Origin of the sequence: Pseudomonas sp. S5D5 (genome assembly GCF_003013355.1) — a bacterium.
GTDB lineage: Bacteria > Pseudomonadota > Gammaproteobacteria > Pseudomonadales > Pseudomonadaceae > Aquipseudomonas > Aquipseudomonas aylmerensis.
In genome coordinates, this window is sequence record NZ_PTEO01000001.1 from 5,696,791 (window position 1) to 5,710,303 (window position 13,513).

Genomic DNA, 13,513 nt, shown 5'->3' on the forward strand with positions numbered 1-13,513 from the left:
TGGAGAGCAGGCTTAATGTGGCAAGCACGCTTCCTGTGGCGAGCGGGCTTGCCCCGCGTTGGGTTGCGAAGCAACCCCAAAAAGCCCCGACACCTAACTCCCCGCCAAACAACTAGGCGTCGCAGCAACCAAGGCATCAATGGCACAACGCGTCTTGGCCGGCATATGCGCCGCCGTCGGCCAAATCACATGGATCGGCGCAGGCTGGTCGCGATAGCTCGGCAAAACCGCCTCCAGTTGCCCACGCAAAACGTAGTGGGCAATCAACCAACTCGGCAACCAGGCCAGGCCCACGCCCGCGATCGCGGCATCGGCCACGGCCTGGAGGTCGTCCATCATCAACGGCGAGGCCACCCGCGCACGGTGCGCGCGCCCTTGCGCATCCTTCAACTCCCATTCCAAGCGTGGAGCACTGCAGCGGTAGGCAATACCGCGATGCCCCGCCAAATCCTCGATGCACTCGATCCGGCCGCTGCGCTGCAAATACGCAGATGACGCCGCCAGGCCGATGGCCTGTTCGCCCAGGCGGCGAGCACTCAAGCGATCAGTGTCGGGCAGCGGGCCAATACGCACCGCCAGGTCAAAACCCTCCTGGGCCACATCGATCAGCCGATCCGAGAACGAAATCTCGATCTCCAGCTCAGCAAACCGGTCCATCAACCGCCACAGCGCAGGTGCGGCATAGTGGTGCCCGAACGCCAGCGGCAGGCTCGCGCGCAGGCGTCCGCGTGGCTGCTGCCGACCGCTCTCCAGCACCGACTCGGCGGCCTCCAGCTCCGCCAGCGCGCGCAGGCAATGCTCGTAATAAGCTTGGCCGTCCTCGGTCAGCCGCTGGCGGCGCGTGGAACGCTGCAGCAAACACGTGCCCAGGCGCGCCTCCAATCGCGCCAGCCCTTTGCCGACCGCAGAGCGCGTGAGGTTAAGCCGCTCTGCGGCTTCGGTCAGGTTGCCGCTTTCGACGATCTGTAGAAACAGCTCGACGCCATCAAAACGCGGAGTGGCCATGATTCGATTGTCGCTCTTGATTCCCTGATAAGAAGAAAACTTATCACGAATAAAGAAACAGATTCCCCTGAAAATGACCCGATTGCCATCGACAGGAGAATCCCATGCCACCCGCCGCTACGTTATCCGCCGCCACGCCCGCGCTTACCGCCAGGAACGGCCTGGCCCTCACCGCCGTGTGCCTCGTCGCCCTCATGTTCGGCCTGGAGATTTCCAGTGTGCCCGTCATCCTCCCGACGCTTGAACGAGAGCTGGGCACCGGCTTTCAGGATGCTCAATGGATCATGAATGCCTACACCCTGGCCTGCACCAGTGTACTGATGGCGGCGGGCACGCTGGCCGACCGCTTCGGGCGGCGGCGCATGCTGGTGCTATGTCTATGGGTGTTCGGCCTGGCATCGCTGGCCTGTGGATTGGCCGATCATGCGCCGACACTGATCGCGGCACGTTTCGTACAAGGCGTGGGCGCCGGGGCGATGATGATCTGCCAGTTCGCGATTCTTTCGCACCTGTTCCGCGAGCCGGCGGCACGGGCGCGGGCGTTTGCGATATGGGGCGTGATTGCCGGCATCGGCCTGGGTTTCGGGCCGATGGTGGGCGCGTTGATCCTGGCGATCGCGGATTGGCGCTGGGTCTTCCTCGTGCATGTGCCGCTGACGTTGTTCACCCTGGCGCTGCTGCACATCAGCGTGCAGGAATCTCGCGATCCGGCGGCCCATCGCCTGGACATCGCCGGCATGCTCACGTTGACGCTGTCGGTCTTCGCGCTGGTGTACTTCATTACCCAGGGCACCGAGCAAGGCTTCGGCACGGCGCCCATGCTCGGCTGGGCCGGGTTGGCGATCGGCGGGTTACTACTGTTCATCGTGGTCGAGCGCCGCAGTGCGCAGCCGATGTTCGATTTCTCGGTGTTTCGAATCCAGCGTTTCAACGGCGCGCTGATGGGCTCCATCGGCATGAACTTCAGCTTCTGGCCGTTCATGATCTACCTGCCGCTCTACTTCCAGGCCGGCCTCGGCTACGACACCTTGACCACCGGCGGCGCCCTGCTCGCCTACACCTTGCCCACCTTGCTGGTACCGCCGCTCGCCGAGCGCCTGGCGCTGCGCTACGGTGCCGAGCGCATTATCCCGCTGGGGTTGGGCCTGATGGGTGCAGGCTTCCTGGCCATGGCCACCGCGAATGGAACCGGGCATCCGAGTCTCTCCTGGATGCTGGCCAGTTGTGTGATCGCCGGCGTGGGCCTGGCGTTGACCAACTCACCGACCACCAACACCACCACTGGCGCGGTCTCGGCTGATCGCGCGGGCATGGCCTCGGGCATCGACCTGAGTGCACGCCTGATTACCCTGGCACTCAACATCGCGTTGATGGGACTGGTGCTGTTGTTGGGGATCAGCCATTACCTGGCCGAAGTATTGCCCGCCACCACGGCCTCCCAGTGGCCGGCCCTCAGCCAGGAGATTGCGGCAGGCAAACTGGAAGTGCCCGGGCTGGCAATCTCCCAGGCACAGGCGGGGCTGCGCCAAGGGGCGGGATGGGCGATGCTTTTTGCCGGCTTGGGGGCTGGTGTCCTGGCGCTGCTGAGTGGGTATTTCTTCCGACGCGGCCGCTAAACGAAAACGGGCCTGCATGTGCAGGCCCGTTTCAGTCGGAGGGTAAAAACCTTCAGCGATCAGCTGTTAAACACGGCACGTTCTTTTTCCAGAAACTCCTGTTCAAGCTCATCTTCATTCACTTTGGTGTCCGACAGACTTTTCCCGGCAGCGCGGGGCTTGCCTTGCAGTTTGCCGAATAAATGTTCCAACGCATGGTCCAGCTTGGTCGCAGCGCCGTCGATCGCCTGCTCCAAGGTATCGGCCTTGTGCAGCACCGACAGCGGTTGATGGCCTTTTGGCCGCGCTTCCAGGCGGCAACTCAGATCGTGGGGACCGGGCTTGTCGCCGTTCTCATCCCGCAGGTAGACCTCGACACGGGTCAGGTCTTCTTCATAACGTTCGAGCGTGCTTTCAATGGTATTACGTACCCACTCCTCCAGTCGGATGCTGCTTTCAATATGGTTATCGCTATTGACTTGGATTTGCATAGTTCTTCCCTTATTTCAGCTAGCTCGCGAGAGGTCACAACTGCAACACCGGTGTGGTGAAACCATGACCTCTTGATTACACAATTGAGCAGTCAGCAGAACAATTCAACCCCTTTGCAAAGATAAATCACACATTACAAATTAACTCTGACTACGAGCAAAAACGCTGGTAGGGTGGGGAGTTAGTTACATCTTCTTACGCCCGACAATCCTCACAATTGCCCCTCTCCCAACGGGTGCAAGCTGCGAAAAATCCCTGCTTCCTCCACCAGCCAGTCATGCACTGCCCGCACGCCCGGATGGCTCAGCGCGCCCGGTGCATACAGCAGCACGTAGCGTTTATGGTTGGGCACGGCCAGGCCGAACGGCACGATCAAGGTGCCGCGCTCCAACTCATCGTTGAGCAAGGTGCGCCGCGCGATGGCCACGCCCATGCCGGCGATGGCGGCCTCGATGGTCAGGTGATTGCGGTTGAACGTGTGCCCGCGCCGTACGTCGGCGTGGTGATAGCCGATGGCATTCAGGTAAAACTCCCACTCGGCGTACTCATAACTCCCACGCCACGCGGTAATGTCATGCAGCAATGGGAAATGCACCAGGTCAGCCGGCCCATGCAACGGCGGACGGCCGCGCAGCAGGCTGGGGGCGCACACCGGGAAAATCTGTTCATCCAGCAAGGCTGTGGATAACAGGCCGGGGTAGCTGCCGTCGTTCAGGTCGATCGCCAGGTCGAAGTCGCCCTCGTGCAGCGCAATGCTGCTGTCTTCGGCAACCATGCGCAGCTGGATATCCGGGAACCGCTGCTGCAGGCGGGGCAAGCGCGGCGTCAGCCATTTGCCGAGAAACGAGGGGATCGAACGCAGGCGCAAGGTGCCGCTGATCATCCCCGCATCCAGGCGCTGCAACTCGGCATCAATGCTGCCGTAGGCCTCCCCCACAGTGGTCGCCAGCCGTTGACCTTCTGCGCTCAACTCCACACCGCGCGCGCGCCGATGGAACAGGCGGAAACCCAGGCGCTCTTCCAACTGGCGAATCTGCTGGCTAACCGCCCCCGGCGTGATGTGCAGTTCCTCGGCGCAACGAGTGAACGACAAATGCCGCGCCGCGCAGGAAAAAACGTGCAACCAGACATACGTCTGGCCATGAAGGGGCCGGGTCATAGGGTTTAGTCCTGCTAAAGGGTGTCTTAGGATAATTCGTTGGTCAGTGCCGTTCCAGAGGCTCAGTATCGCGCCAATTGCGCTCGTCCTACAAAACATGGCAGCGATTCCTACTCCATTGCTTGTAAGGCTTTAGCATGGCTATCAGTGTTTTCGATCTATTCAAGGTGGGCATCGGCCCGTCCAGTTCCCATACCGTCGGCCCGATGCGCGCTGCGGCGACGTTTGCCCAGGCCCTCATCGACCAACAGCTACTCAGCGAAACCCGTCGCGTCGAAGTGCGCTTGTACGGCTCGCTGTCGGCGACCGGCGTGGGCCACGCCACCGACCGCGCCTGCGTGATGGGGCTGATGGGCGAATGGCCAGACCAGATCGACCCCACCTCGATCAACGCCCGTATCCAGCAACTGCGCGAGAGCGGCCGGCTGCTGCTCGCCGGCCAGCAGGACATTGCCTTCAACTGGCACGGCGACCTGTTGCTGCTCGACGAAAGCCTGCCCTACCACCCCAACGCCATGTCCCTGCATGCCTACGGCGACAATGGCTTGCTGAGCGAGCAAACCTATTACTCGGTGGGCGGCGGTTTCATCATCGAAGCCGCTGAAGCGGCTTCGGGCATTGCGCCGACCAGTGACGTGGAATTGCCCTACGACTTTTCCAGCGCTGTCGAACTGCTGGCCCTGTGCAACCAGCACGGGCTGCGGGTTTCGGAACTGATGATGGCCAACGAGCGCGCGTGGCGCAGTGACGAGGAGATCCGCAGCGGACTGCTGCATATCTGGTCGGTGATGCGCGAATGCGTCGAGCAGGGTCTGCGCGATGAAGGCATCCTGCCCGGCGGCCTGGACGTGCCGCGCCGCGCTGCGAAATTGCACCGCAGCCTGCTGGAAATCGGTAAACCGAATGTGATCACTTCGACCTTGTCGGCGATGGAATGGGTCAACCTGTTCGCCCTCGCCGTCAACGAAGAAAACGCCGCCGGCGGGCGCATGGTTACCGCGCCGACCAATGGCGCGGCCGGCATCATCCCGGCGGTGCTGCATTACTACATGAAGTTCAACCCCGACGCGTCTGACGACGACGTAGTCAATTTCTTCCTGGCCGCGGCCGCCGTCGGCATCCTCTGCAAGAAAAACGCCTCGATCTCCGGCGCCGAAGTCGGCTGCCAGGGCGAGGTCGGCTCCGCCTGTGCCATGGCCGCCGCCGGCTTGGCCGATGTGCTGGGCGCCACGCCCGAGCAACTGGAAAACGCCGCCGAAATTGGCCTGGAGCACAACCTCGGCCTGACCTGCGACCCGGTCGGTGGCCTGGTACAGGTGCCGTGCATCGAGCGCAACGCCATCGCGGCAGTCAAGGCGATCAATGCCACGCAGATGGCCCTGCGCGGGGACGGCAAACACTTCATTTCCCTCGACCGGGTGATCCGCACCATGCGCGATACCGGCGCCGATATGCATGACAAATACAAAGAAACTTCACGGGGCGGCCTGGCCGTGAACTGGGTGGAGTGCTGAGGAGCATTCCCTGACCGCCCCAACGTGAGCCCGCGCAAAAATAATAACGAGGCAATAACGATGACCGATGTACGTACACCTGCTGCCGAAAATCCCGCTGTAGACCTGACGACCCCCGTTGCAAAAGGCTGGAACAAACACGACACCACCTGGATGCTTGGCCTCTACGGCACCGCCATCGGCGCGGGCACCCTGTTCCTGCCGATCAATGCCGGCGTCGGTGGTTTCTGGCCGCTGATCGTGCTGGCACTGCTGGCCTTCCCGATGACCTTCTTCGCCCACCGTGGGCTGACGCGCTTTGTGCTGTCGGGCAAATCCGGTGACATCACCGAAGTCGTCGAAGAGCATTTCGGCGTGGGTGCGGGCAAGCTGATCACCCTGCTGTATTTCTTCGCGATCTTCCCGATCCTGCTGGTGTACAGCGTGGCGCTGACCAACACCCTCGGCAGCTTCATGGAACATCAACTGCACATGGCGCCGCCGCCCCGGGCGATCCTGTCGCTGGTGCTGATCCTCGGCCTGATGGCCATCGTGCGCTGCGGCCAGGGTGTGATCGTCAAGGCCATGAGCGTGCTGGTCTACCCGTTCGTCGCCGCCCTGCTGTTGCTGGCCGTGAGCCTGATCCCCAACTGGAACGGTGCATTCTTCGCCTCCGCCGGCGACGGCATGCCGCTGCCGATATTCTTCAAGACCCTGTGGCTGGCAATCCCGGTGATGGTGTTTTCGTTCAACCATTCGCCGATCATCTCCGCCTTTGCCGTCGACCAGAAACGCGTGTACGGCGCGCAGGCCGAGCGCAAGAGCAGCGGCATCCTGGCCACCGCCCACGGCATGATGGTGCTGACCGTGATGTTCTTCTGCTTCAGTTGCGTGCTGGCGCTGTCGCCGGCTGACCTGGCGGCGGCCAAGGCCCAGAACATCTCGATCCTGTCGTACCTGGCCAACCACTTCCAGACGCCAGTGATTGCCTATGCCGCGCCGTTGATCGCGCTGGTAGCGATTACCAAATCCTTCCTGGGCCACTACATCGGCGCCAGCGAAGGCTTCCAGGGGTTGATCGTCAAATCCCTGCGCGGGCGCAACCGTTCGATGTCGTCCAAAGGCCTGGAGCGCTGCACCGCGCTGTTCATGGTGCTGACCTGCTGGGCCGTGGCGACGTTCAACCCGAGCATCCTCGGCATGATCGAGACGCTGGGCGGGCCGATCATCGCGTGCCTGCTGTTCCTGATGCCGATGTACGCGATCCGCCGCGTGCCATCCCTGCGCCAGTACTCGGGCCAACTGTCGAACGTGTTTGTGGTGGTGATCGGGTTGATTGCGCTGTCTGCGATCGTTTTCTCGGTACTGCCCTGAAATAGCCCACAGACCTGAAGATCAACCCAAGATAAATGTGGGAGCGGGCTTGCTCGTGAATGCACTCCTTCATCTGAGTATTTATTAGCTGAAAGAGCGCATTCGCGGGCAAGCCCGCTCCCACATTCAGACCCCATGGGCTGGGAAGTCGCTGTACGGCACGCCCCTTGCTGTACAGCTCATGAGGCAAACGGAATTTGTACACCCTCAGCGACGGAGTGGCCGGTGGTCAGGCAATGCGAACTAATCCAGACACCGGTCGTCAATGACTGCATGTTCTTATCAGGCGGTAACGCACCATGGACAATCCTTTTCAGATCATCACCGACACTTTCACCCCCCAATACCGCGTCAACCTGAGCATCCAGCGGCTGGATGGCAGCATCATGCTCACCCTCTCGGATGACACCGGCGTCGTCGCCAAGCGCATGATCAGCGCCGAACAGCGCAACGACCCGCAACGCCTCAAACGCCTGGTGCAAAGCATCCAATTCGGAATTGCCATCGAGCAGGGCCACAGCGCCATGGAAATCCTGGCGGTGATGACCGACGGCGACAGCCACAAACTGTTGCAGCGGCCACCGACCCGCGCCCTGCCCTTCAGCGTCGGGCTTTAAAGCTCGCCCTTCTCGGTTTCCAGGCTCGTCTCGCCCTTGCGACGCGGGCCTTCGACCTTCACCGACGGGAAGGCCGACGAGGCATAGCGCACCACCAGAATCGCGAACGCCAACAGCAGAATCCCACCGCACAGGTAGATGATGCCGATATCGGGCGGGTTGTGGTGCGACACGTTGGAGATCAGCAGGCGCGTCAGCGCGGTAATCGCCACGTAGATCAGGAACCGCACCGGCATGTGGTTGGTCTTGAAGTAGATCCCGACCATCGCCCCCAATTCCAGGTAGATGAACAACAGCAAGATGTCATCGATCTTGATGTGCCCGGTTTCCAGCATCCCCAGAAACTCCATCACCGCTGCCCAGGCGGTCACTGCACCAATGGCGAACAGCGCCAGGTAGTGGAACGACTCGACAAACAGATTGCCCAGGGACTCAGCCAGACCATGGACGTTCTGGCGCAGCTTTTCGGCCCAGTTGATTTTCACGATGATGCTTCCTTAGGTCGACTCGACCGGATAATGCGGGTTGGACGTGACGGTTGTTCTGCATGCAGAAAAAAGGCCAGAGGCAGGTATAAGATGATGGCGGGGTGACATGAGGCACGCTCAACCTGTATTTACGGGCTAGATTAAAAAACTGCTACCCAAACCCCGTGGTTTGGCTTACCCTTTTCGCTGTATATAAATACAGTAGTCGCAAAAGACAACTATCGTGAAGGCATGTGAGGTGGTGAATGGCCGTCGAAGTGGTATACCGCAGCAGCCGAGATCTGGAGCGTTTGTTCATGGATAAAGCCGAAGCTGACCGTCATGACAAGATGCTTGAACTCGCTGAGTTGCTGGCAGAAGTGTTGCAAAAAGCCGTGCCGTCGCTGAGCGAGCAGCAGGTTGAAGAAGCCGGGATCTACATGGCGAAGAACCGCGATGTATTTGCCAAGGCGTTCAAGAGCCAACCGGACGCGCTGTCCGAATTGCTCAACGCGCCGGCGGAATAAAGCCCGAATTGAACAGGCCCTGAATCATGGATTCAGGGCCTTTTTAATACCCGGCCTATTTGTACAGCAGGCGCTCGGCCAGCTCATCCGCGACCCGTGCAGGCGAGCGTTTTTCGGCCTGGGCGTGGGCGAAGATTTCGGTAAGGCGCGTGCCGATGTTGGACAGGTGCGCGGTGATGGTCGGCAACTCGGCGCCGCCGTGCTTGAGAGCGACGTAGATCAAGCCGCCGGAGTTGATCACGTAGTCCGGGGCGTAGAGGATGCCGCGCCCTTCCAGTTGGTCGGCCACTTGCAGGTTGGTGAGTTGCGCACTGGCGGAACCGGCCACGGCGGCGCAGCGCAGTTGGCCAACGCTGTGCCGATTGAACACCGCCCCCACACCGCACGGCGCAAGGATGTCGCAGGGCGTGCTGAGCAAGGCGTCATTGGCGATAGGATGCGCACCCAATTGCTCCATGGCCAGTTGCACCTTGCCATGGTCGATGTCGCTGACCAGCAGTTCGGCGCCGGCGGCGTGCAACTGTTCGGCCAGGGCATAACCCACATTGCCCAGGCCCTGCACCGCTACGCGCAGGCCTTCGAGGTTGTCGCTGCCCAGGCGGGCCATGGCGGTGGTGCGAATGCCGGTGAATACACCCATGGCGGCATGCGGAGCCGGGTCGCCTGCCGCCGTGGTGCTGGTGACGAAGCGCGTGTGTTGGGCGATGCAATCCATGTCGGCGACTGACGTGCCACTGTCGATCGAGGTGATGAAGCGGCCGTCGAGTTTTTCGATGCAACGGCCAAAGGCTTCAAACAAGGCGGCGCGGCTTTCCACGTGCACGGGGCGGATGATGACCGCCGTCCCGCCGCCCACCGCCAGCCCGGCCAGGGCAGCCTTGTAGCTCATGCCCTGGGCCAGGCGCGCGGCATCGGCCACGGCGCTTTCGTCGTCGGGGTAGGCAAGGTAGCGACAGCCGCCCAAGGCAGGGCCCAGGCGGCTGTTGTGAATGGCGATGACCGCCTTCAACCCCGTCACCGGGTCGATGCTCAGGTGCAGCGATTCAAGGCGGGTGCTGTGCATGAGAGCAAACATCGTCGAGCTCCCGAATCACTCTTTGTAGTCGCCAAGTATAGGCGTGCGGCAGAAAACTGCCGAAGTACGCTGGAATAAGCCGCCCGGATTTACGGGGCTTGCGACATAAGCACGGAGGATATTTTCTAAGCCACTGGACGAAAATTCCCAGCAAGGCTAAAACGGGAGGGCATCCGCCGGAGAATGCAATGAACCCCCGCAAAGCCTTTTTCGCCTGCCTGGAACGTTCACCCCCTGCGCTGTTTGAAGCCGCGCTGTGGATTGCTGCCGAGCATGACCCGGCGGTGCAGCCGTTGGTGATCCTGCAGGAGCTGGGGTTGCTGCAACAACAGGTGAGCCTGGGCATGCCAATGTTGCCGGCCGATGAACTGGGTCAACCACTGCTGCGGCGAATGAATGACCTCGGATTCGCCCAGGATGACTTCACCCCCCTGCGCCCCGCCGCCGCCCTGCTGGACAAGGTCCTGCAGCGCAAGCGCGGACAGCCGCTGGCCATGGGGTTGATTGCGATGGAGCTGGCACGACGCCTGGACATCCCCATGGTCGGGGTCAACTTTCCGGGCCACTTCCTGCTGCGCGTGCCCGGCGCCGATCACCTGCTCGACCCTTGCGGCGGTCGGCGCCTGTACCCCAATGATTGCCGCGAACTGTTGCAACGCCAATACGGCCCCAACCTCAAGTTGCAGGCCGACCATCTGCACACCGCCGGACCGCGCTCGATCCTGCAGCGCCTGTCGCGCAACCTGCGCCAGCTGCACCTTTCCAATGACAACCCGTTGTCCGCCCTGATCGACGCCGAGCGCGTGCTGGAACTGGGCAATGCGAGTGCCGCCGACTACCTCGCCCGTGCCAGCCTGTATCAGCGCCTGGACTGCCCGAACGCCGAGCGCTTTGACTTGGAACACGCACTGCTGCTCAGTGAAGATCCGATCCAGCGCCTGCGCCTGACGGAGCGCCTGGGACACTTGCCGCCGAATACAGTGGTGCATTGACGCTGCCGGATCCGTTGGTGGTGAGCTCTGGCAGTGACTGTGGCTGTATCAATGACTGTGGTGAGCGGGCTTGCCCCGCGTTGGGCTGCGCAGCAGCCCCATCAAAAACCCATGCGGAGTGTCAGATATACCCCAGCGTCAGGTTTTAGGGCGGCTTCGCCGCCCAACGCGGGGCAAGCCCGCTCACCACAACAAGCCCGCTCGCCACAATAAGCATGCTCACCACGGCAGGCCCTCTCACCAAAGTGACTGGCGCCTGATTCAAGGGGATTTGGGCAGATGACTAACGTGGCGAGCGGGCTTGTTGTGGCGAGCGGGCTTGCCCCGCGTTGGGCTGCGCAGCAGCCCCATCAAAAACCCATGCGGAGGGTCAGATATACCGCAGCGTCAGGTTTTAGGGCGGCTTCGCCGCCCAACGCGGGGCAAGCCCGCTCGCCACAATAAACATGCTCACCACAATAAGCCCGCTCGCCACAACAAGCCCCCCACAACAAGCATGCTCACCACGACAGGCCCGCTCGCCACAGTGACTCGCGCCTGGCCTCAAGGGGTCTTGAGAATATCGCCCGGCACCGGGCGTTCCGCCGACCCCACACCCGGCGAGCGCACCTGGATAATCAGCAATGCGGCAATCACCGCCGGAATCGCGCAGAAGAAAAAAATCTGCTGCACCGGAATCTGCATCGCCAGCAGCATGCTGCCAAACAGCGGCCCGAGGATCGAGCCAAACCGCCCCACGCCCAATGCCCAGCCGGTACCCGTGGCGCGTACGTGCGCCGGGTAGAAGTTGCTGGCGAAGGCATTCAGGGTCAGTTGCCCACCGATGATGCAGAACCCGGCCGCGAAAACGCAGGCCACCAGGTAGCGCGGATTGTCGTGGTTCAAGCCCAGCAGCACAGTGCACACGGCTGCTGCCGCGAGCACGCCGGACAACAGCCGGACCTTGCTCTTCAACCGGTCGGCAAACCACGCCATGCCAATCGCACCCAAGGTGCCGGCAAACAGGAACATCGAGGTCACCAGGTTGGCTTGCTTGAGGGCCAGGCCGCTTTCCAGCAGCAGCGACGGCAACCAACTGATCATGAAGTACAGCAGGATCAGGCTGACGAAAAAGGTCGCCCAGATCAGCACAGTCGGACGCGCGTAGCCATTGCGAAACAACTCTACCACCGTCAGCTTACTGCCTTGCTCTTGAGCGTTTTCCGCCGCGCTTGCCGGCGGGGCTTGCCAGCCGGGCAGCATGCGCGCGGTGACCTTCTGCAGCCGCGCATACGGCGGCGCATCACGCAGCAGGCGCGGCAGTGATTCCGGCAGCAGCCACACCAGGAAAGGAAACAGCAGCAATGGCGTGACACCGCCCGCCAGGAATACCGCCTGCCAGCCATATCCCTCGATAAATCCCGCCGCCACAAACCCGCCTGCGGCGCCGCCGAACGAGAAACCGCACGCCGCCAGGGTCACCATCAGGGTGCGCAGGCGCGGCGGCGAATATTCCGACATCAAGGCCATGGCGCTGGGCATCGCCCCGCCCATGCCAATGCCGCAGATAAACCGCGCGGCCATCAGCGTCGTCAACGAGTTGGCGAACACCATCAGCACTGTGAGGCTGGCGTAGATCAGGACGCAGCCAAGCAGGATGCGCCGCACACCAAACCGATCCGCCAGGGGCGTCACCAGCAGCGAGCCGAGGGTCAAGCCCAACAGGTTGGCGCTGAACACCGGGCCGAAGGCGGCTTTTTCCAGGCCCCAATCCTTGGCCAGCGCAGGCACTACATAGCCCAGCACCTGGGCGTCGTAGCCATCGGTCACCAGCAGCAGCGCCAGCAACAGGAGGATCAACCACTGATAGCGCGACACCGGACGGGCGTCGAGTGCCGCGCGAAAGCTGGCAATCTGATTGTGCATCGCAAGGTACCTGTATTGTTTTTATATTCTGGACACGCTGGAGACCCCATGTGGGAGCGGGCTTGCTCGCGAAAGCCGAGTGTCAGTCGTCGACTCTGTGACTGATACAGCGCTTTCGCGAGCAAGCCCGCTCTCACATTTGATCGGTGCAAGCCTTCAGATTCACGGGGTGGCAGGGGTATCCGGCTGATTTGCGGGGTGAGCCTGAAGGAACGCCGGATGCCCAGCCGCCAACGCCACTACCCGCCCGATACGCGGGTACGCCGTCAACGCCACCTTGAAGCGCTCCGCCGCATACACCTGCGGCAGTAGAAACGCATCCGCCAGCCCCGGCTGCGCGCCAAAGCAATAACCCTCGTCGCCAATCAACTGCTCCACCGCGCCCAGGCCCTGGCTGATCCAGTGCCCGATCCATTCCAGCAACTGCGCCTCGTCATGTCCCCACTGGCGCAGCAGGTTCTGGGTGCTGGAGTTGTGCAGCGGGTGAATGTCACAGGCAATGATCGAGGCGACCGCGCGCTCGTGCGCACGGGTGGCCAGGTCTTCGGACAACAGCGGCACCTGTGGATAACGTTCGTCTAGGTACTCGATGATCGCCTGGGACTGGATCAACAACTCGCCGTCATCCGTGCGCAAGGCCGGCACGCGGCCCTGCGGGTTGATGGCCAGGTACTCCGGCTGGCGATTGGCGCCGCCCGCCGGCACCAGTAGATTCACTGGCAGCGCAGTGAAATCCAGGCCCTTGAGCGCCAGGGCGATGCGCACCCGGTACGACGCGGTGGAGCGGTAGTAGGTATAGAGTTCCATCGCCC

The 13,513-nt window shown here is 62.1% G+C and carries 13 protein-coding genes; 6 read left to right on the forward strand and 7 right to left on the reverse strand.

Translation table 11 applies throughout. The features are described 5' to 3' along the window. Positions 1-93 precede the first annotated feature (93 nt). On the reverse strand, positions 94-1,005 hold the full coding sequence (locus C9990_RS26000; protein WP_106805076.1) for a LysR family transcriptional regulator: 912 nt from the start codon (positions 1,003-1,005) through the stop codon (positions 94-96). Between the two features lie 104 nt (positions 1,006-1,109). Here C9990_RS26000 and C9990_RS26005 point away from each other — a divergent pair, with 104 nt between their 5' ends. Beyond that, positions 1,110-2,621, forward strand: a complete 1,512-nt coding sequence (locus C9990_RS26005; RefSeq protein ID WP_106805077.1) for an MFS transporter — start codon at positions 1,110-1,112, stop codon at positions 2,619-2,621. Between the two features lie 59 nt (positions 2,622-2,680). Here C9990_RS26005 and C9990_RS26010 read toward each other — a convergent pair whose 3' ends face one another. Both C9990_RS26010 and C9990_RS26015 read right to left on the reverse strand, forming a co-directional pair. After that, entirely contained in the window at positions 2,681-3,091 is a 411-nt protein-coding gene (locus tag C9990_RS26010) for an HPF/RaiA family ribosome-associated protein (RefSeq protein WP_065906958.1), read from the reverse strand. A gap of 212 nt (positions 3,092-3,303) precedes the next feature. After that, a complete protein-coding gene (locus C9990_RS26015; protein WP_065906960.1) occupies positions 3,304-4,251 on the reverse strand; it encodes a LysR substrate-binding domain-containing protein in 948 nt (315 codons plus the stop codon). 137 nt (positions 4,252-4,388) lie between these two features. Between C9990_RS26015 and C9990_RS26020 the strand changes: the two genes are divergently transcribed. From C9990_RS26020 to C9990_RS26030, 3 genes are all read left to right on the forward strand, one after another. Continuing rightward, positions 4,389-5,765, forward strand: coding sequence for an L-serine ammonia-lyase (locus C9990_RS26020; protein WP_106805078.1), 1,377 nt, complete (start codon positions 4,389-4,391; stop codon positions 5,763-5,765). Between the two features lie 60 nt (positions 5,766-5,825). Next, complete coding sequence (locus C9990_RS26025; RefSeq protein ID WP_106805079.1) at positions 5,826-7,118, forward strand: serine/threonine transporter; 1,293 nt, start codon at positions 5,826-5,828, stop codon at positions 7,116-7,118. A 299-nt stretch (positions 7,119-7,417) separates the two neighbouring features. Beyond that, positions 7,418-7,735 carry a DUF3509 domain-containing protein gene (locus tag C9990_RS26030; RefSeq protein ID WP_065906965.1) on the forward strand — a complete coding sequence of 106 codons (318 nt, stop codon included), beginning with the start codon at positions 7,418-7,420 and terminating at the stop codon, positions 7,733-7,735. Here C9990_RS26030 and C9990_RS26035 read toward each other — a convergent pair. Continuing rightward, positions 7,732-8,220, reverse strand: a complete 489-nt coding sequence (locus tag C9990_RS26035; protein ID WP_065906966.1) for a phosphate-starvation-inducible protein PsiE — start codon at positions 8,218-8,220, stop codon at positions 7,732-7,734. The two genes, C9990_RS26030 and C9990_RS26035, sit on opposite strands and share 4 nt — an antisense overlap. A 248-nt stretch (positions 8,221-8,468) precedes the next feature. On the opposite strand from C9990_RS26035, the gene C9990_RS26040 reads away from it, so the two are divergent. Beyond that, positions 8,469-8,729: a YebG family protein gene (locus C9990_RS26040; RefSeq protein ID WP_012722374.1), complete on the forward strand. Its 261-nt coding sequence runs from the start codon at positions 8,469-8,471 to the stop codon at positions 8,727-8,729. A 55-nt stretch (positions 8,730-8,784) separates the two neighbouring features. Here C9990_RS26040 and C9990_RS26045 read toward each other — a convergent pair whose 3' ends face one another. After that, complete coding sequence (locus C9990_RS26045) at positions 8,785-9,804, reverse strand: Glu/Leu/Phe/Val dehydrogenase dimerization domain-containing protein (RefSeq protein ID WP_065906967.1); 1,020 nt, start codon at positions 9,802-9,804, stop codon at positions 8,785-8,787. A gap of 188 nt (positions 9,805-9,992) precedes the next feature. Here C9990_RS26045 and C9990_RS26050 point away from each other — a divergent pair, with 188 nt between their 5' ends. Next, on the forward strand, positions 9,993-10,796 hold the full coding sequence (locus tag C9990_RS26050) for a SirB1 family protein (protein WP_106805080.1): 804 nt from the start codon (positions 9,993-9,995) through the stop codon (positions 10,794-10,796). Between the two features lie 543 nt (positions 10,797-11,339). On the opposite strand, the gene C9990_RS26055 is transcribed toward C9990_RS26050, so the two are convergent. Then, on the reverse strand, positions 11,340-12,701 hold the full coding sequence (locus C9990_RS26055; protein ID WP_106805081.1) for an aromatic acid/H+ symport family MFS transporter: 1,362 nt from the start codon (positions 12,699-12,701) through the stop codon (positions 11,340-11,342). Positions 12,702-12,863: 162 nt separating this feature from the next. Next, positions 12,864-13,508, reverse strand: a complete 645-nt coding sequence (maiA, locus tag C9990_RS26060; RefSeq protein ID WP_106805082.1) for a maleylacetoacetate isomerase — start codon at positions 13,506-13,508, stop codon at positions 12,864-12,866. Positions 13,509-13,513: the final 5 nt, after the last annotated feature.